The following is a 17331-nucleotide window of genomic DNA, read 5'->3' as shown; positions in this document are numbered from 1 at the left end:
ACGGTGGCCGCATGGCCAAAAACGGCGATCCGGTCGAGTACCAGGTGGGGGAGCGCACCGTCCGGGTGTCGAGCCCGGACAAGGTCTATTTCCCCGAGCGCGGAATCACGAAGCGGCAGGTGGTCGAGTACTACCTCGCCGTGGCCGACCCGTTGCTGCGCGCGATCGGCGAGCGGCCGACCACGCTGAAACGCTACGTCGACGGCGTCACCGGCGAGTGGTTCTACGCCAAGCGCGTGCCCAAGGGCGCGCCGGACTGGCTGGAGACCGCGCGGATCGCCTTCCCGTCCGGCCGCACCGCCGACGAGGTCTGCCCGACCGAGCCCGCGGTGTTCGCCTGGGCGGCCAACCTCGGCACCTTCGACTTCCACCCGTGGCCGGTCCGCCGCCCTGACCTGGACCATCCGGACGAACTGCGGATCGACGTCGACCCGCCGGAGCGCGCCGGGTTCGCCGACGCGGTCGAGGTCGCCTGCGTCGTCCGCGAGGCGCTCGCCGACGCCGGGCTCACCGGCTACCCGAAGACCTCGGGCGGCCGCGGCGTGCACGTCCTCGTGCGGATCCGCCCGGAATGGGACTTCATCGCGGTGCGGCACGCGGTGATCGCGCTCGGCCGCGAGGTCGAACGGCGGATCCCGGACAAGGCGACGGTCTCGTGGTGGAAGGAGGAACGCGGCGGCCGCGTCTTTCTCGACTACAACCAGGCGGCCCGGGACCGGACGGTCGCCTCTTCGTGGTCGGTGCGCGGCACCCCGCGTGCGACCGTGTCGACCCCGCTGACCTGGGACCTGCTCGCCGACGTCGACCCGGACGACTTCGACGTCCTGACCGTCCCCGGCTTCCTCGCCGAGCACGGCGACCTGCACGTGCCGATGGACGAGAAGGCGTTCGGCCTGGAGACGCTGCTGGAGTGGTACGAGCGAGACGACCGCGACCTCGGCGGTGCGGAACTGCCGTATCCGCCGGACTACCCGAAAATGCCCGGCGAACCGAAGCGGGTGCAGCCGAGCAAGGCCCGATCCGACCAGGCGTGATCGTCCGATTGCCGGGCGTGTTCACTCTCAGTGATCAACATCGCGGCGAATTTCCCGAATGTTTTCGCAGGTCGCACTAATTTTTTCGAGGTCGATTACCATGGGCGTGCCGCTAGGCGGTAACGCGCCGGGGTCGAGGTGCGACTATTGCCGGGGCCGGAGGGGAGCCGGGACCGGAGGAGGGAGACGTCGTGGACGACCTGATCGCGTTCCTCGCCGCGCGCGTCGGACAGCGGCAGGCGCTGATCATGCAGGCGGTGCAGAAGGGCAAGGCCGGCGAGCCGCTCAGTCGCGGCGAGGCCAAGGTCGGGCTCGAGGAGCGGGTCCGCTCCCTCGGCGACCTCGAACTCGACGTGGTCAACCAGATGATCAACGAGATCGAGGCGACGCGGCGGATCATGCTCGCGCATCGGACGACGGTGTCGGAGAAGGTGCCTGGGTTTCCGTTGTACGGCAGCGAGTATTGGTGTGAGACCTGTCATGTGCCCGCGGACGAGGCCGGGTCGAATTGGTGTTTGACGTTGCGGTTGCTGGCGTTGCCGTACGCGGATCATCCGGATTACAGCGAGCGGTGGAGGCCCTGATCGGCTCGTCGTCCGGCGGCGACATTGCTTGTGAACGGTTGCGTGGGGCACCCCGAAGCTGATTGTGCAGGGCCCGCTCACGGGCCTCGGCTGGTCGTGAGGGAATCAGAGTCGACGAGGGTGGCCCTCACGGACGTCGGAAGGGCGGGAATTCGCGCTGGGCGGGCGGCGTTGGCGTGAGCGTGGACGTTCCGATTTCCGTGCTGGACCGGTCTCCCGTGCGGCGAGGGCGGGGGACCGCGCAGGCGATCCGGGACACTGTCGCGTTCGCGCGTGCCATCGAAGCGCTCGGCTACCACCGGTTCTGGGTCTCCGAACACCACGGCGTACCTGGGGTCGCCGGGTCCGCGCCAGCAGTGCTCGCGTCAGCCGTTGCCTCCGCGACTTCGCGCATCCGGGTCGGGTCCGGCGGCGTGATGCTGCCCAATCACCGGCCGCTCGTGGTCGCCGAGCAGTTCGGGATTCTGGAGTCCTTGTTCCCGGGGCGGATCGATCTCGGGATCGGGCGTTCGGTCGGGTTCATCGAGCCGGTCCGGCGCGCGCTCGGGCAGGGCAAGGACGCGGCCGACGGCTTCGACGGGCAGGTTCGCGAGCTTCTCGCGTTCTTCCGGGGCGAGCACGACGGGGTACACGCGATCCCGGCCGAAGGTCTGTCGGTGCCGGTGTTTCTGCTCGCGACTGGCGCTGGCGCGGATCTCGCCGCTGGGCTGGGGTTGCCGCTGGTGATCGCTCCCGCGCACGGGCAGCGTGCGATGGTGGAGGCGATTTCGCGGTATCGCGAAACCTTCCGGTCCGATGTGGACGATCCCTGTGTCGTCGTGTCGACAGCGGTCGCGGTGGCGGACACCGCGGAGGAGGCTCGGCGGCTGCTGGTGCCCGAGGCTTGGTCCACTGTGTACTCGCGCAGCCACGGGGTGTTCCCGCCGCTTTCGCCTGTGGACGAGATCTTGGCACTGCCGATGACCGACCGCGAACGCCGTCGTCTCGACGACGCGTTGGCCGGGCAGATCAGCGGTACTCCGGACGAGGTCGGCGCACGTCTCGCGGACCTGGTCGACTCGACTGGAGCGGACGAGCTGCTCGTCAGCACCAGCACCTACGACCCGGCCGCGCGCGTCGAATCTTTTGCCGCGCTTGCCGAGTTGACCGCGGCGGAACGGCTTTCGGTTTAGCCGAGGACGATCGGCAGCTTTTCGGCCAGCGACCCCAGTGCCGCCTTCTCCTCGTCAGTCGCGGCACGTCGGCCGGTCGCTACCAGGAGTGCGCTCTGGTCGTCCAGCGACGACGGAAGTGGCGTGCCCAGAGCGGTTTCCACTGTTCGCCGGGCCGCTGCCAGGCAGCCGGCGTCTGGACCGTCCACTCCGGACAGATGCCTGACGAGGTCCAGGTGGTGCAACGTGGCTTCCACGACGTAGGTCTCGAAATAGTCCGCGACCGTCAGCACGTAGTCGCGGGTTTCGACCTTCGACGCCGGGTCCGCGAGCGCGGCGGCACGTCCGGCCGCCTGGGCCAGGTCGTCGAAGTGGTGCGCCAGCCAGGCGGTGGAGCCGTAGCTGACCGCCGCGCGGCGGGTGAACAGGCCTTCTTCGTCCATGCCGGTCGGCAGCTCGGTGCCGAGTTCCCAGTATTCCGCGGCGGTGTGCGTCGGCTCGGATTCGGCGGGGGTCGCGAGCGTGATCAGGATGTCCTGCGCGTCGACGACCAGGTGGAACACCAGGTCCTGCACCAGCCAGCCGGTGCATCCCGACGGGGCGAGCCACTGCCCGCCGTCAAGCGATTTGACAGCGTTCTGAAGTGCGTTCCAGGAGCGGAAGAAGAGGTCCACGACGGCACCTTAGCGATCACGAACCTCCGCGGCATCCGATTTAGAGCCGCAGCAACAGTTCAGTGAGCAGCCGCTGAGCTGGATCGGTCAGGTCGATGCCAGACACCTCGGACGCGCGCCGCACCCGGTAGCGCACGGTGTTCGGGTGGATGTTCAGCGAGCGCGCGGCCGTGCGGACGTCGCCGAAAGCGTTCAGGTACGCCAGCACCGCGGGGATCAGAATATCGCCGTGATCGGCGTCGTGGGCGCGCAGTTGCGCGAGCCGCGGATCGCGCAATCGGGGCTGATCCCCCAAGTAGGCCAGCACTTCCGACAACAACACGTCAGCCCGGACGTCAGCCAGCGACGCGACGTCGGACGGCCAATGACCGCGTGTCATCGCCAGCAGCACCCGATCGGCGTCGCCGCGCGACAACGCTGCGTCCGACAGCCTCGGCACAATCCCGCCGAGTGCGGCGCGGACCGGTGCGTCGAGGTGTTTCCGTGCCGCACCGACGATTTCCTTCGCCAACGCCAACACTGGCGCAGCTGAGTGTTCCGGCAGATCCGGGAGCAACGCGTACACCCGGCCGCCGAGCACGCTCACGAGCGCGGTCCGCCGATAGGCCGCGGTGTGCACGGCGATCAGGTGCACCAGTTCGGCCCGGCGCAGCAACCGGTCCGAAGCGGCGCTCGACTGCTGCCGCGAGAGCGTGAACGCCAGAACCTGTGCTGGACGAGCTGGATCGGCGCCGATGTCGTCTGCGACAGACTCGGCGTCGACGCGTCCTTCCAGCAATCCGGCCAGCAAGTCCTCGCGCAGCCGAAGCTGCGGATCGGGCCGGGTTCGCGCGCGGATCAGTTGCGGGGCAAGCGTTCTGCTCGCGCCGAGCAGCGCCACCTCGGCTTGTCCGGTCAGCGGCTGCGCGCCTTCCTGGACCCAGATCGTGCCGAGCGGTTGCGATCCGGCGTGGATCCCGGCGGCGATGCGGCGGCGGATTCCCAGCTCCGGGCGTTCGTCCACGCGCACGATTCCTTCGCCGGCCCGCAACCGCTGGTAGACGCCCCATTCGCGGAGGATCGCGAGGTATCGTTCCGGTCCTTCACGGCCCAAGATCGACAACCGCCGGAGCTCGTCGACCTCGTCGCCTGCCCTTGAATACGCGAGGACGCGGCTCGCGGTGTCCTCGATGCTGACCAGGCCGCCGGTGAGCGTCGCGACCGTCTGGGCCAGCGCGAACAGGTCGCCGAGTACCTCGCCGGTCTCCGCTTCGCCACCCGCTCGGGCCGCGTCGACGACCCCGCGCGCCAGCGCCTCGACCTGCTCCCACCGCGCTTCCGCGCCGACCGTGAGCAGCGCGACGCCAGCGTCCGCCGCGACGTCCGTGCCGCCTTCCCCTTTCACCGCCACCGCGGCCGCTCCGGCGCGCCCGGCCGCCCGGATCGCGGCCGCTGCCGACCTGCCCCGCGCGCCGATCACCAGGACCAGGTCGCCGGGGTGCGTTTCGGGCGGGTCCTCCGGGTCGAGGATCACGACGTCCTGCACCGGAACGCCCAGTCCGCGCGGCGCGACGAGCACCCGCACGAGCGGTTCGCCGAGCGTCGCGAGCACGTGCCGCAGCGACGCGCCGGCGAACGGTTCGGCGGCCGTCACCGAATAGGCCGATCGGACAAAACCATATGGGCGATTCTAGCCGCTAGAACAAACTCCTGACCGCCGCGCAGCGTTATCTTTCGGACAACCGACGAGTAAGCCAACGAGGGAGCCGCCGTGGACGCCGTGACCCAGACCCCCGCCCCGAAGAACGAGCCGGTGCTGACGTACGCGCCGGGCAGCGCCGAGCGCGCCGAGCTGGAGGGGGCGCTGAAGAAACTGGGTCAGGCCGGTCCCGTCGACCTGACGGTCACCGTCGGCGGCGAGCAGCGCGCCGGCGGCGGCGAGAAGATCGACGTTGTCCAGCCGCACAACCACGGCCACGTCCTCGGCACCATCCAGAGCGCCACGAAGCAGGACGCGACCGACGCGATCGCTGCTGCCGCGAAGGCCGCCCCGGAGTGGCGCGCGCTGTCCTACGACGACCGTGCGGCGATCCTGCTGCGCGCCGCTGACCTGCTGAGCGGCCCGTGGCGCTCGACGCTGAACGCGGCCACCATGCTCGGTCAGTCGAAGACCGCGACGCAGGCCGAGATCGACTCCGCGTGCGAGCTCGCCGACTTCTGGCGCTTCAACGTCGCCTTCGGCCGCAGCATCCTCGACCAGCAGCCGGTCAGCTCGCCGGGCGTGTGGAACCGGATGGAGCACCGTCCGCTTGAGGGCTTCGTGTACGCGATCACGCCCTTCAACTTCACCGCCATCGCCGGCAACCTGCCCACCGCGCCCGCCCTGATGGGCAACACCGTGCTGTGGAAGCCGTCGCCGACGCAGAGCTTCGCCGCGCACCTGACCATGCGGCTGCTCGAAGAGGCCGGCATGCCGCCGGGCGTGATCAACCTGCTGCCGGGCGACGGCAAGGCCGTCTCGGAGGTCGCGCTGACGCACCGTGACCTGGCGGGCATTCACTTCACCGGCTCCACGGCGACCTTCCAGCACCTGTGGGGCACTGTCGGCGCGAACATCGCCGGCTACCGCAGCTACCCGCGTCTCGTCGGCGAGACCGGCGGCAAGGACTTCGTGCTCGCGCACCCGTCGGCCGACATCGACGTGCTTCGCACCGCGCTCGTCCGTGGTTCCTTCGAGTACCAGGGCCAGAAATGCTCCGCTGCTTCGCGTGCGTACGTGCCGCGCAGTGTCTGGGAGCAGGTGAAGGACGGCCTTGCGTCCGAGACCGCCGCGCTCAGCTACGGCGATGTCACCGACCTGTCGCACTTCGGTGGCGCAGTGATCGACCGCCGGGCTTTCGACAAGCACGCCTCGCTCTTCGAACGCGTTAAGAACGACAGCGAGGTCGAGATCCTCGTCGGCGGCACTGCGGACGACAGCGTCGGCTACTTCGTGCAGCCGACCGTCCTCGTGTCGACGAACCCGAAGCACGAGATCTTCAGCACCGAGTACTTCGGCCCGATCCTGTCGGTCTATGTGTACGAAGACGCTGACTTCGACTCCGTGCTGCAGCTGGTCGACGAGACCGCTTCGTACGCCCTCACCGGCGCCGTCATCGCGAACGACCGCACGGCTGTCGCGAAGGCTTCGCAGGCGCTGCGGTTCGCCGCGGGCAACTTCTACGTCAACGACAAGCCGACCGGCGCGGTCGTCGGCCAGCAGCCGTTCGGCGGGGCGCGCGCCTCGGGCACGAACGACAAGGCCGGCTCGGTCTTCAACCTGCTCCGCTGGACGAGCCCGCGCTCGATCAAGGAGACGTTCGTGCCGCCGACCTCCGTGCGCTACCCGCACCAGGGCTGAGAAGGAGACACCGCCATGCTGCGTGCCCCGTTGCTCGCCGCCGCTCGTTCGCAGCGGATGCGTGCGCTCGTCGAAGCGGTACCGGTCACCCGGTCCGTAGTGCGCCGGTTCGTGTCCGGCTCGGCTACCGCCGACGCCGTGCGCGCCGCACGGGAACTGGCCGCCGACGGCCGGAAGATCACCATCGACCACCTCGGCGAAGACACCACCGACGCCGCACAGGCCACCGCCACCGTGCAGGCGTACGAGGAGTTGCTGACGGCGCTGTCCGAACAGGGTCTCGCCAAGGGCGCGGACGTCTCGGTGAAGCTGTCCGCGGTCGGGCAGTTCCTGCCGGGCGACGGCGAAGGCGTCGCGCTCGAAAACGCGCGGAAGATCTGCGCGGCGGCCGAGGCGGTCGGCGCGACGGTGACGCTCGACATGGAGGACCACACCACCACGGACTCGACGCTCGGCATTCTCCGCGAGCTGCGCGCCGAGTACCCGTGGGTGGGCGCGGTGCTGCAGGCCTACCTGCACCGCACCGAGCAGGACTGCCGCGAGCTGTCCGGCCCCGGATCGCGCGTGCGGCTGTGCAAGGGTGCCTACGCCGAGCCGGAATCGGTGGCGTTCCAGGACAAGTCCGAGGTGGACAAGTCCTACGTGCGCTGCCTGCGTGTGCTGATGGCGGGCAAGGGCTACCCGATGGTGGCCTCGCACGACCCGCGGATGGTCGCGATCGCGGGCAAGCTCGCCGCGGACGCCGGCCGCACGTCCGGCGACCACGAGTACCAGATGCTGTACGGCATCCGGCCCGAGGAGCAGAAGCGGCTCGCCGGCGAAGGCGAGACGATGCGCGTGTACGTGCCCTGCGGCGACGAGTGGTACGGCTACTTCATGCGACGGCTGGCCGAGCGGCCGGCGAACCTCGCGTTCTTCCTGCGCGGGCTCGTCACCCGGTCCTGAACCGCTGCGAAGGCCCGGCACCCTGGTGGGTGCCGGGCCTTCGCGTTTCCCCGGGTTGCGCCTGTGATGGCCGGCTCAGGCCTGCTCGGATTCTTGCGCGGCGGCGGCCTTGCGCACCTCGTCCATGTCGACCTCGCGGGCCTGGCGGATGAGGTCCTCCAGCGCGGCTTCCGGAAGGGCGCCGGGCTGGGAGTAGATGAGGGTCTTGTCGCGGATCACGGCGAGCGTCGGGATCGAGCGGATGTTGAACGCCGCGGCGAGCTGCTGCTCGGCCTCGGTGTCCACCTTCGTGAAGGTGATGTCGCTGTGCTTTTCCGACGCCTGCTCGAACACCGGCGCGAACTGGCGGCACGGGCCGCACCAGCTTGCCCAGAAGTCGATCAGCACGAACTCGTTGTCGGTTACGGTCTGGTCGAAGTTGTCCGCGGTCAGTTCCACTGTGCTCATAGGCCGTCCAACGAACGAATCGGGTGGGGAATTCCCCGCGCCGGGGTAGCGTCCTGGTGAGTGTCGGACGCTTCTGTGGAGGTTGATGTGGCTGACGGGATCTTGGGACGGATCGACGAGCTGATCGCGCAGGAGAAGGAACTGCGCGACCGGGCCATCGGGGCCGGGCTGTCCTCGGACGACCGGGAGCGGCTGCGCCGGGCCGAAGAGGAGCTCGACCAGTGCTGGGACCTGCTGCGGCAGCGCCGGGCCAGGGTCGAGTTCGACGACGATCCGGACGAGGCTTCGGTCCGGCCGGTGGGCGAGGTCGAGGGATATCGGCAGTAGTCTCTCGGCGCCAGCAAAAGCTAACTGTTAGCTTTTGGTAACCGGACAGATTTTGTGGCTGATAGCATCCGCGGATGACTGAGCCGTCCGGGCGGCGCGAGCGCAAGAAGGCCGCGACCCGCCGGAAGATCGCCGACGCCGCGCTCCGGCTGTTCCTCGAGCGCGGGTACGACGAGGTGGGCATCCGCGACATCGCGGCCGAGGCCGACGTCGCCGTGACCACGGTCTTCTCGCATTTCGCCTCGAAGGAAGCGCTGGTCTTCGAGCAGGACTCGAACTTCGCGGAGAACCTGTGCGGCGCGGTCGAACGGCGGGTGCCGGCGGAGGCGCTGATCCCGGCGTTGCGAGACGAGATCCAGGCGCTGGTGCGGCATTGCACCGCGGACAGCGCCGCGCCGGTCTGGCGGATGATCGACGGATCGCCCGCGCTGCGGGAGTACGAGGAGTCGATGCGGCTGCGGCACGCGGAGTCGCTCGCGGCGGCGATGGCGGCCGATCCCGGTCTCGGCCGGACTCCGACGGCGTGCCGGGCGATCGCGCGGTTCGTGGTCGATGCCTACTCGGTGGCTCGCGAGGCGGCTGATCCGGAGGCCGCGGTGGACGAGGTTTTCCAGATGATCGAGGCGGCCTGGGCGGCTGCCAGTCCGGCTGTGTCGCGTTAGGACAGTCGGCCTCGCGGTGCTGGGTTCCTGGCCGCGAGGGGCGGAATTCGGCGCGCTGGCAGGGTTTTCGGCACTCCTGGTGAGATTGCCGCTCTCGTGTGGGTGAGTGGATCCCGCTGGGTCGAGTGATGCGAACTCGAACAGGCGTTCGAGATACTGGGTGAGTGTTCGAGACGACTTCGGCGGGGCAGCCCCGGTTCCGCCACCTCAGACCTCAGCGGGGATTGCTCGGCCGGATCAGCGTGCTGGTGCGCGGCTGGCGGCGCGGTCTCGGCGGGATGGAGCCGTTCGGCAGACGCGCTGCGGAAACTGCACAACGCGAGCGGCTCCGTGCTCGCCGGCCTCGTCGATCCCTAAGCCGGACAGAGAGTGCCGTTGTCCGGGATCTTGCCCTCGACCAGGAAGGACTGCGCGACGGCAGTGACGCAGGAGGACTGTCCGACCGCGCCGTGCGCGACGCCCTGCCACGTGACAGTCACGGCGCTGGGCATCTGGTCCGCGGCCCGGGTGGTGCCGATCTGCGGCGTCACCGGGTCGGTGGCGGTAGCGGCCACCAGGATGGGCGGGGCGCCTGGCGCACCGGCGGGAGGCAGCGCCTCGCGGCGGACCGGCCAAGCGCCGCACCAGGCGAGTTCCTGGGCGACCGCCGCGCCGAACTGCGGGTACTTCGCGCGCATGCCGGCCGCGGCGCGGTCCAGTTGATCGGCGGGCAGCCGGGTGGTCGAGTCGTTGCAGCGGGTCGCGATGGTGCCGCCGATGCGCGACGTGCGGCCGCGGACGTCCGCGACGATCGGATTCGCGAAGGCCGCCAGCGCGGTGACGTCGCCGTTTTTCGCGGCGTTCAACGCGTCGGCGAGAGCGGGCCAGTTCGCACGGTCGGCGAGTCCTTGGTACACCGCGTAGGTCGCCACGCCCGGGCTCATCGTCACGCCGTCGTCAGTGTCCACAGGGGACGTACGGAGCCGGTCGGTCACCGTCTTCAGCGCGACCTTCGCATCGCCCAACGGGCAGTTGCGGGCGGCGCAGTCGGCGGAGAAGGCGTCGAACGTCGCCTGTGCGCCAGCGGCCACCGCGTCGAGCACAGCCGCTCGGTCGGCTCCCGGATCCGGGATGCCGTCCAGCACCATGCGCCCGACCTGCGCCGGGTAGCGCACCGCGTACTCCGAAAGCACCTTCGAGCCGTCACCGCGGCCGAGCGCGTTCAGCCGGTCAAGGCCGAGTTGTTTGCGCAGTTGGTCGAGGTCCCCGGCGGTGCGCCAGCTGTCCAGCGCGGTCTGTGCGGTGTCGAGATCGAGCGCGCACTGCTGACCGGCCCGGCGGGCCGCGTCCAGCACCTCGCCGAGGCCGCCCTCCGCCGGGTCCGCGCCCAGCAGGCCCGAACGCACTTCCAGCGGCACGCACTGCACTCCGCCGGACAGCCCGGTGCCGCGCCGGTCCACGCCGATCAGCGAGAACTTCTTGAGGAACTCCGGCGGAAGCCGGGCCGCCAGGCGCGCGGCGAACAGCGATCCCGGTTCGCCGCCGACGTCGTTGACCACCACGAGCGGGATCGGGCCGTCGCCTGCCTTGAGCACGAGGATGCGGGCGAGCAGATGCTGGGAGTCCTCGGGGGCGTCGAGCGGCGACGTCATGCGCGCGCAGCTGACGTGCAGCGAATCGGGCAGCGCCGGAGCGGCCATCCGCTGCCGGGTGTCCGCGTCGCAGTTGGCCCATCGCAGGGCGGACTTCTTGGGCTCGGCCAGCGGCGGCAACGGCACCGCGGCAGTGCTCGGGGGCGGCGCGGTGGTGGCTCGCCCGTCGTTGTCGATCACCGCCGGGCGCACGGAGGGCCCGCTGGTGCACCCGGCCAGCATGAGCACTCCCAGCGTCGCCGCCGCCAGCCGGGCGCGCGTACGGAAACGGCTGGGGGAACGGCGGTGCACGGGCTGGTCCTCACGTCTGCTCGGCGGAACTCTCGGACGAGCTTGGCACGCCTGGTGTGGGAAGCCAGTGAGCGGGTCCTGCGGCGTGTCCGGTCAGCGGGTGCGCACGACCTCGCCCCGGAACACCGCCGACAGGTCGTACCGGGCAGGCTCGTCCAGTTGCGAGTAGCCGCACGACGACGGCTCCCGATCCGGCCGCCAGCGCGCGAACTGGGCGGTGTGGCGGAAGCGCGACGGATAGCCGCCCTCCGTGTGCTCGTACGAGACCTCCACTACGCGCTCCAGCCGCAGCGGCACCCACGGCTGTTCCTTCGACCGCCAGCGCGTGATGCCGCCCGGGATCCGCTGACCCTCGCGGACCGCGTCGCCCAGCCACGGATGCCCTTCGCCGTCCGTGATCAACGGGGCCAGCTCCTGCGCCAGCTCGCGGCGGCGCGCGACCGGGAACGAACCGACCACGCCGACGTGGTGCAGCAGCCCGGTCTCGTCGTACAGGCCGAGCAGGAACGAGCCGACCGCCTCGCCCGGTTCGCCGTCCACGTGCCAGCGCAGACCCGCCAGCACGCAGTCCGCGGTGCGGGAATGCTTGTACTTGAACAAAACCCGCTTGCCCGGCGAATACGGCTCGTCCAGCGGCTTGCCGATCACGCCGTCCAATCCAGCTCCTTCGAACAGCTCGAACCAGCGCCGCGCGGTCTCCGGATCGGTCGTCGCCGGTGTCAGCGCGACGCCTGGCAGAGATTCGAGCCGTTCGCGGCGCGCCGACGTCGGCTCGTCCACAAACGACTCGTCGCCCAGCGCGAGCACATCGAAGGCCACGAACTGCGCGGGCGACTGCTCGGCGAGCAGCTGGACACGGCTGTCCGCCGGGTGGATGCGCTCGGTCAGCGCGTCGAAATCGAGCTTGCCGTCGCGGGCCACCACCAGCTCGCCGTCGAGCACGACGCGCTCCGGCAAGGATTCCCGCAGCGCGGCGAGGACTTCCGGGAAGTACCGGTTCAGCGGCTTCTCCGCGCGCGACTGCAGGGTGATGTCGTCGCCGTCCCGGAAAACCAGGCAGCGGAATCCGTCCCACTTCGGCTCGAACAGCAGCCCGCCGGAATCGGGAATGGCTTTCGCCGGCTTCGCCAGCATGGGCTTGATCGGTGCCTGCACAGGGAGGGCCATGCGGGCATTCTGGGCGAAACGCGGGATCAGCGCACGCGCGCCGAGCCGGTCATGTCGAGTTCGAGCCGCACCGCGGTCGGCAGGGTCTCGACGCCGAGCGACTCCCTGGCCCGGGTCAGCACGTACGCGTCGAGGTCTTCCCACACCCGGCGGACTTCCGCGCCCTCGGCCAGCCAGAGCGTGATCCGCAGCGCCGGATCGGCCACGGTGCCCACCGAGCGGACGCGGGCCCGGGCAACCCCGTCAACGCTCTCCGCGTCTGTTTGCACGGCCCCGGCCAGCGCTCCGGCTGTGACGGTCAGCTCCGCGCCGATCGTCTCGCCGAGCTTCAGATCCGGACGGCGTTCCGGGCGCAGCGAACGGAAAAACCACCACAGTCCGAACACGAGCAGCAGCACCCCGAGCACCACCGCACCGATCCGCGCGTACAGCGCGTGGTCGCCGAGCCAGCCGACCGCGATCGGGTCGAGCACCGGCCGGTGCCCGCGGAACTGCCCGAGCCACCCCATGCCGACCACCAGCGCTCCGGCACCGGCCAGCACACCGAGCACGCCGACCAAGGAGGTCAGCGTGCGCTCGGCGCCGTACGAACGGCCTTGCGCGCGACGCGCCGCGGAAGCGCTCATCACCGGTCCTTCGGAGAGTCGACGACCACGGACACCTTCGGACGACGTTGCAACGGGAGGTCGTCCAGCACCCCCGCGACGGTTTCCAACAGCCGTGGCCGCAGCTGTTCCTCGGTTTCCAGCCGGCTGGTCGCGCGCACGCGCACCCGGCGGGAGCTGGCCGTCACCGACGCACCGCGCACGTTGTCCTCCGCGCGCACCGCCAGCCCGACCAGCCGCGCGAGCGCGCGCGGCGAGGTGTTCACCGTGATGCCGTCAGCGGGATCGGTCATCCGGACCGCGCGGTCGCCCGCACCGAGCGCCAGCACCAGGAGCGCAAGCCCGGCGAGCACGGCTATTCCCGCAGTGATCCGCACCGGCGTGCTGGTCCAGTCCAGCTCGGCGATCGCGGTCTTCCACCGCGGCCATGGCACGAGCAGCGGTTCCTTGCCGGGCTGCCACCAGGCCCACCCGACCTCAAGCGCCAGCAACGCGCCGACGGCCGCGACAACTAGCCCGAGCAGCGTGGACAAAAGACGGACGAGGATGCGCATCATCGCACCCTCGGCGGCACGTCCGGCAACAACGCGGTGACCGTCACCGCGACCGAACGCACGTGATAGGAGGTGATGCGTTCGACCTCTTCGACGACTTTCGCGCGCACTTGCCCGGTCACTTCCCGCACCGGTGCCGGATAGCGCAACGCGAGATCGAGGGACAGCTCGACGTCGTTGTCCGAACCGCTGACCTTCGCGGACGTGCCGGTCATCCCGGTGCTGACTCCCGCGACGCGACGTTCGGTGCGCATTGTCCCCGGCACCTGGTCGGCGGCGTGCTGCGCGACCTTGCGCACCACGGCGTGCGCGATGGTCAGCGAACCGCGCTCGGCGGGCTCCGGAAGGTCGCTGCGGGACGGCCCTGCCTCGACCGCCTGGGTCACTTGTCCCGGCCCTTCCCGAACAGGTCGCCGAGGTCGAGTTCGCCGTCGAGGACCCGGCCGACCACGAGCCCGATGATGCCGACCGCGAAGGTGACCAGGAAAGCGGTGAATCCCTGCGTGGCGGCCAGGCCGAGAATCAGCCCGGCGAGGATCCCGGTCTGCGTAGCGTTCAACGTGCGCCCTCCTGGGATGTACGTGCTGCGGCGGTTGCGGTGCTCAGTGGTCTGAGGTGCTGCGATCTTCGGTTTGGCGAGTTCGTTCGAGGCTCGTCCGGCTGCGGCTGGCGTGGTGCTTCGGAATCATCGCGGAAGCCGAACCATCCGGCGACGGTGCGCGAGCTCGAACTGCTGCGGCCGAGGCACCGGGCGGTCACCCGGTCATTCGACCCGGCTCGACGCGGATTCGTCCTCCTCGCCGGGCTGGTGGACGTCGTTGACCGCGATGTTGACCTCGATCACCTCGAGCCCGGTGATCTGCTCGATGGAGGTGATGACGTTGCGCCGCACGTCGCGGGCGACCTCCGCGATGCGCGCGCCGTACTCGACGACGACGTCGAGGTCGATCGCGGCCTGCTTCTCGCCCACCTCGACCGAGACGCCCGCGGTGGAGGTGGTGCCCGAGCCCGGGATCCGGTCCCGGAGAGCGCCGATCGTCCGCGACACCCCGCCGCCGAGCGCGTGCACCCCGGCGACCTCGCGCGTCGACAGCACCGCGATCTTCTGCACGACCAGCGACGAGATCGTGGTGCGTCCCGCGGTGTCCGTCCGGTCGGCCGACGCCAGCGCGGAAGACGGGACAGCAGTAGGCACATCGGGCCGGTTCGTGCTCGGCATGGTTCCTCGCTCCCTGTATGCGGACATGGCCCGTCCAGTGTCGCCGCGAGCGACCCGCGGCGCCGGAGACGTGCCCGCCCGAAGGACCTCCCGACCGGGCGAAAACTCACGCGGCGTCCCTCGAATGGGTGAGTCGGCAGCACGCTGACCGTCCGCGCGCCGACACGGCGGACTCGACCGGCGGCCGGCGGCTTCGAGCCCGCGCGACGGCTGTCTTGGCGGCAGTGTCTTGGCGGCAGTCCGCACACCGATGACGACCTAGCCCGCTGCGATCCGCCGCTCGTGCCGCGCCAGCCACGCAGCTCGAACCAGCACGGCGACACCGGACGTCGCCCCTCCGCTCGCGCCGAGTCGGCGACACGTCTCGGCTCAGTGCCGTGGTGCCGGGTTGCCTGGCCGTTCGCGCCGGTCTGGTTACGGGTCTCGGTCCAGTGCCGCGGTGCCGGGCTGCCTCGCCGTTTGCGCCGGTCTGGTCACGAGCCTCGGTCCAGTGTCGTGGTGCCGGGCCACGGTGCCGGTTTGGTCCCGCAGCTCGGGCCGGTGCTGTGGTGCTGGGCGGCCTCGCCGCTCGCACCAGCCTGGTCGCGCGGTTTGGTCCAGTGCGGCGCCCCGCCCCTTCGCCGTTCGCACCGGGTCCGGTCTCGCGGCTTGGTCCAGTGCTGTGGTGCCGGGCGGCCCCGCCGTCGGCAGCGGTCTGGTCGCGCGGTTTGGTCCACTGCTGCGGTGTCCGGGCCCCTGTGCCGGTCTGGTCTCACGGCTTGGTCCAGTGCCGCGGTGCCGGGCGGCCCCGCCGCTCGCGCCGGTCCGGCCACACGGTTCGGCCCAGTGCCTCAGCGTCCGACCGAGCCACCCCCGCCGAGGCTGCAGCGCAGGCCGGACCCGGCACCGGAACGTCTGACCAGCGCGGCAGCCCGGTGACAGTCACCACACGCGTCCCGCCTCGCCCGCCCCGGCCGTGGGCGAAAGGGGCTCCGACCGGGGGATTTGTCGCTCGCGGCCTGGTTGAGGCGCGCCGAAGGGGCCGGGGCCGTCCGGATAGGCTCTTCGACCATGCCCGCAGCTGCGCTGACCGACCGGTTTCCCGAGCTTGGGGCCGACGAGCTGATCGCGTCCCTCGTGCCGCCGCCGCGGTTCGGCGAGGCTCGGTTCTCCACTTACCTGCCCAACCCGGACGAGCCCAGTCAGGCGGCCGCGGTCGAGGCGTGTTCGGCGTTCGCTTCGCGGATCGGGGCGGCGAAGGCCAAAAAGTCCCGTCTGCGATCGCTTTTCGGCGGCGGGGCGGCGATTCCGGACGGGCCGATGGGGCTTTACCTCGACGGCGGCTTCGGCGTCGGCAAGACCCACCTGCTCGCGTCGACTTGGCACGAGACTCCGGGGCCCAAGGCGTACGGGACGTTCGTCGAGCTGACGCACCTCGTCGGCGCGCTGGGATTCGCCAACGCGGTCGCGCGGCTGTCGGAACACCGGCTGCTGGCGATCGACGAGTTCGAGCTCGACGATCCCGGCGACACCACGTTGGTCAGCCGGTTGCTGCAGGAACTCACCGACGCGGGCGTCTACGTCGCGGCGACCTCCAACACCTTGCCGGACAAGCTCGGCGAGGGGCGGTTCGCGGCGGAGGACTTCCTGCGCGAGATCCAGGCGTTGTCGCGGCGGTTCGGCGTCGTCCGCGTCGACGGGCCGGACTACCGGCACCGCGGGCTGCCGGATGCGCCGCCGCCGGTCGGCGACGACGAGATCGACGCCTCGGCGGCCGCGCATGAAGGGTCCACTGTGGACGAATTCAGCGCGTTGATGACGCATCTTGAGCGGCTGCATCCCTCGCGGTACGGGAAGCTGCTCGACGGGGTGCGGCGGGTGCACCTCAAGCATGTGACGCCGGTGCCGGACCAGATGGTCGGGCTTCGGCTGGTCGCGTTGGCGGACCGGCTGTACGACCGGGCGATTCCGGTGGTCGTGTCCGGCGTGCCGCTGCCTGAGCTGTTCGGCGAGGAGATGCTGAACGGCGGTTACCGCAAGAAGTACCTGCGCGCTATCAGCCGGTTGACGGCTCTCGCGCGCGACGCGGTGACAGCGCCGCCCGCATCGCGGTGACGACTGCGGATGCGAAGCAGACGCCGCCGGCAATATCGGTCAGGTAGTGGTAGCCGAGGCCGATCATGCCTACGGCTGCGCAGCAGACCAGCACTGCGCCTACCGCAACAGCAACTGCCTTGAACCGGATCAGCAGTACTACGACGGCGAGCACGGCTACCAGGCTGACGGTGTGGCCGCTCGGGTAGACGAGCGTGCCCCCTTTCCAACGGTCGAAAGCGGGTTTCAGCGCCCAGCTGTTGAGTGCGATGGCGACGAACGGGCCTGCCACAGCAAGCAGTGCGTCCAGCCGGTTGCGTCGATAGAGGCAGATTCCGGCGATGACCACGACGGCCGGGATGAGTACGTACGGCTCGGTGGGCAGCACGAGTGTGTTCAGCAGTCCCGGGCTCAGCGTTGAGGCAGACCTCTCGGCCCATCGGTCCACTGTGCCGGGAGCGTAGGGCGCGACGAGCAGTCCCAATACGACTGTGGCGAGCGCGCAGAGCGCGGCGAAGAGGGCGAGAGTCCGCCTGGCGGTCACGGGACGAAGCCTAGTCACATTCACGGCGGCGCGCGGGTCCTCCT

19 protein-coding genes are annotated in these 17331 nt (G+C 70.3%); 8 read left to right on the top strand and 11 right to left on the bottom strand.

Going from position 1 to position 17331, the window contains the following annotated elements:
- The first annotated feature begins 11 nt into the window (after positions 1-11).
- The 3 genes from BM362_RS22200 (at position 12) to BM362_RS22190 (ending at position 2790) form a co-directional block, all read left to right on the top strand.
- Entirely contained in the window at positions 12-1034 is a 1023-nt protein-coding gene (locus BM362_RS22200; RefSeq protein ID WP_093574377.1) for a DNA polymerase domain-containing protein, read from the top strand.
- A gap of 191 nt (positions 1035-1225) precedes the next feature.
- Positions 1226-1618, top strand: coding sequence for a DUF6221 family protein (locus BM362_RS22195; protein ID WP_067579378.1), 393 nt, complete (start codon positions 1226-1228; stop codon positions 1616-1618).
- Positions 1619-1794: 176 nt separating this feature from the next.
- Positions 1795-2790 carry an LLM class flavin-dependent oxidoreductase gene (locus BM362_RS22190; RefSeq protein ID WP_093574376.1) on the top strand — a complete coding sequence of 332 codons (996 nt, stop codon included), beginning with the start codon at positions 1795-1797 and terminating at the stop codon, positions 2788-2790.
- Here the strand turns inward: BM362_RS22190 and BM362_RS22185 are convergent.
- Together BM362_RS22185 and BM362_RS22180 are read right to left on the bottom strand one after the other, a co-directional pair.
- Entirely contained in the window at positions 2787-3443 is a 657-nt protein-coding gene (locus BM362_RS22185; RefSeq protein ID WP_067579374.1) for a maleylpyruvate isomerase N-terminal domain-containing protein, read from the bottom strand. The two genes, BM362_RS22190 and BM362_RS22185, sit on opposite strands and share 4 nt — an antisense overlap.
- A gap of 40 nt (positions 3444-3483) precedes the next feature.
- On the bottom strand, positions 3484-5076 hold the full coding sequence (locus BM362_RS22180; RefSeq protein ID WP_208865290.1) for a PucR family transcriptional regulator: 1593 nt from the start codon (positions 5074-5076) through the stop codon (positions 3484-3486).
- Positions 5077-5193: 117 nt separating this feature from the next.
- Here BM362_RS22180 and pruA point away from each other — a divergent pair, with 117 nt between their 5' ends.
- Positions 5194-6822 carry an L-glutamate gamma-semialdehyde dehydrogenase gene (gene pruA / locus BM362_RS22175; RefSeq protein WP_067579372.1) on the top strand — a complete coding sequence of 543 codons (1629 nt, stop codon included), beginning with the start codon at positions 5194-5196 and terminating at the stop codon, positions 6820-6822.
- Between the two features lie 15 nt (positions 6823-6837).
- A complete protein-coding gene (locus BM362_RS22170; RefSeq protein ID WP_067579370.1) occupies positions 6838-7767 on the top strand; it encodes a proline dehydrogenase family protein in 930 nt (309 codons plus the stop codon).
- Positions 7768-7842: 75 nt separating this feature from the next.
- Here the strand turns inward: BM362_RS22170 and trxA are convergent, their stop codons facing one another.
- On the bottom strand, positions 7843-8214 hold the full coding sequence (trxA, locus tag BM362_RS22165) for a thioredoxin (protein WP_067579368.1): 372 nt from the start codon (positions 8212-8214) through the stop codon (positions 7843-7845).
- An 87-nt stretch (positions 8215-8301) separates the two neighbouring features.
- Here trxA and BM362_RS22160 point away from each other — a divergent pair, with 87 nt between their 5' ends.
- Positions 8302-8541 carry a DUF2630 family protein gene (locus tag BM362_RS22160; protein ID WP_067579366.1) on the top strand — a complete coding sequence of 80 codons (240 nt, stop codon included), beginning with the start codon at positions 8302-8304 and terminating at the stop codon, positions 8539-8541.
- 74 nt (positions 8542-8615) lie between these two features.
- Complete coding sequence (locus tag BM362_RS22155) at positions 8616-9203, top strand: TetR/AcrR family transcriptional regulator (RefSeq protein ID WP_093574375.1); 588 nt, start codon at positions 8616-8618, stop codon at positions 9201-9203.
- A 353-nt stretch (positions 9204-9556) separates the two neighbouring features.
- Here the strand turns inward: BM362_RS22155 and BM362_RS22150 are convergent, their stop codons facing one another.
- From BM362_RS22150 to BM362_RS22120, 7 genes are all read right to left on the bottom strand, one after another.
- Positions 9557-11056, bottom strand: a complete 1500-nt coding sequence (locus BM362_RS22150; RefSeq protein WP_167545395.1) for an alpha/beta hydrolase — start codon at positions 11054-11056, stop codon at positions 9557-9559.
- Positions 11057-11218: 162 nt separating this feature from the next.
- Positions 11219-12292, bottom strand: a complete 1074-nt coding sequence (locus BM362_RS22145; RefSeq protein WP_067579362.1) for an ATP-dependent DNA ligase — start codon at positions 12290-12292, stop codon at positions 11219-11221.
- A gap of 26 nt (positions 12293-12318) precedes the next feature.
- Positions 12319-12918: an Asp23/Gls24 family envelope stress response protein gene (locus BM362_RS22140; RefSeq protein ID WP_067579361.1), complete on the bottom strand. Its 600-nt coding sequence runs from the start codon at positions 12916-12918 to the stop codon at positions 12319-12321.
- Entirely contained in the window at positions 12918-13451 is a 534-nt protein-coding gene (locus BM362_RS22135) for a DUF6286 domain-containing protein (RefSeq protein WP_067580156.1), read from the bottom strand. The genes BM362_RS22140 and BM362_RS22135 overlap by 1 nt, the downstream gene beginning before the upstream one ends.
- Entirely contained in the window at positions 13451-13837 is a 387-nt protein-coding gene (locus tag BM362_RS22130; protein WP_093574374.1) for an Asp23/Gls24 family envelope stress response protein, read from the bottom strand. The genes BM362_RS22135 and BM362_RS22130 overlap by 1 nt, the downstream gene beginning before the upstream one ends.
- Positions 13834-14010 (bottom strand): hypothetical protein, encoded by a 177-nt coding sequence (locus BM362_RS22125; RefSeq protein WP_009075692.1) that lies wholly within the window; start codon positions 14008-14010, stop codon positions 13834-13836. The genes BM362_RS22130 and BM362_RS22125 overlap by 4 nt, the downstream gene beginning before the upstream one ends.
- 204 nt (positions 14011-14214) lie before the next feature.
- Positions 14215-14670, bottom strand: coding sequence for an Asp23/Gls24 family envelope stress response protein (locus BM362_RS22120; protein WP_208865289.1), 456 nt, complete (start codon positions 14668-14670; stop codon positions 14215-14217).
- A 1050-nt stretch (positions 14671-15720) separates the two neighbouring features.
- Between BM362_RS22120 and zapE the strand changes: the two genes are divergently transcribed.
- Positions 15721-16764 carry a cell division protein ZapE gene (gene zapE, locus BM362_RS22115; protein WP_093574373.1) on the top strand — a complete coding sequence of 348 codons (1044 nt, stop codon included), beginning with the start codon at positions 15721-15723 and terminating at the stop codon, positions 16762-16764.
- On the opposite strand, the gene BM362_RS22110 is transcribed toward zapE, so the two are convergent.
- Entirely contained in the window at positions 16706-17287 is a 582-nt protein-coding gene (locus BM362_RS22110) for a phosphatase PAP2 family protein (protein WP_244287232.1), read from the bottom strand. The genes zapE and BM362_RS22110 overlap by 59 nt on opposite strands.
- Between the last annotated feature and the right edge of the window lie 44 nt (positions 17288-17331).

The organism is Amycolatopsis rubida (genome assembly GCF_900115345.1).
Classification (GTDB): Bacteria; Actinomycetota; Actinomycetes; order Mycobacteriales; family Pseudonocardiaceae; genus Amycolatopsis; species Amycolatopsis rubida.
The sequence above is the reverse complement of the archived record's forward strand: the minus strand, read 5'-3'. Positions and strand labels throughout refer to the sequence as shown.

Excerpts from the sequence above, each read along its gene's own strand:
- BM362_RS22170 (WP_067579370.1), top strand. The coding sequence starts at position 6,838 with ATGCTGCGTGCCCCGTTGCTCGCCGCCGCTCGTTCGCAGCGGATGCGT.
- BM362_RS22150 (WP_167545395.1), bottom strand. The coding sequence starts at position 11,056 with ATGCTGGCCGGGTGCACCAGCGGGCCCTCCGTGCGCCCGGCGGTGATC.
- zapE (WP_093574373.1), top strand. The coding sequence starts at position 15,721 with ATGCCCGCAGCTGCGCTGACCGACCGGTTTCCCGAGCTTGGGGCCGAC.
- BM362_RS22120 (WP_208865289.1), bottom strand. The coding sequence starts at position 14,670 with ATGCCGAGCACGAACCGGCCCGATGTGCCTACTGCTGTCCCGTCTTCC.
- BM362_RS22200 (WP_093574377.1), top strand. The coding sequence starts at position 12 with ATGGCCAAAAACGGCGATCCGGTCGAGTACCAGGTGGGGGAGCGCACC.
- BM362_RS22145 (WP_067579362.1), bottom strand. The coding sequence starts at position 12,292 with ATGGCCCTCCCTGTGCAGGCACCGATCAAGCCCATGCTGGCGAAGCCG.
- BM362_RS22135 (WP_067580156.1), bottom strand. The coding sequence starts at position 13,451 with ATGCGCATCCTCGTCCGTCTTTTGTCCACGCTGCTCGGGCTAGTTGTC.
- BM362_RS22155 (WP_093574375.1), top strand. The coding sequence starts at position 8,616 with ATGACTGAGCCGTCCGGGCGGCGCGAGCGCAAGAAGGCCGCGACCCGC.
- BM362_RS22140 (WP_067579361.1), bottom strand. The coding sequence starts at position 12,918 with ATGAGCGCTTCCGCGGCGCGTCGCGCGCAAGGCCGTTCGTACGGCGCC.
- trxA (WP_067579368.1), bottom strand. The coding sequence starts at position 8,214 with ATGAGCACAGTGGAACTGACCGCGGACAACTTCGACCAGACCGTAACC.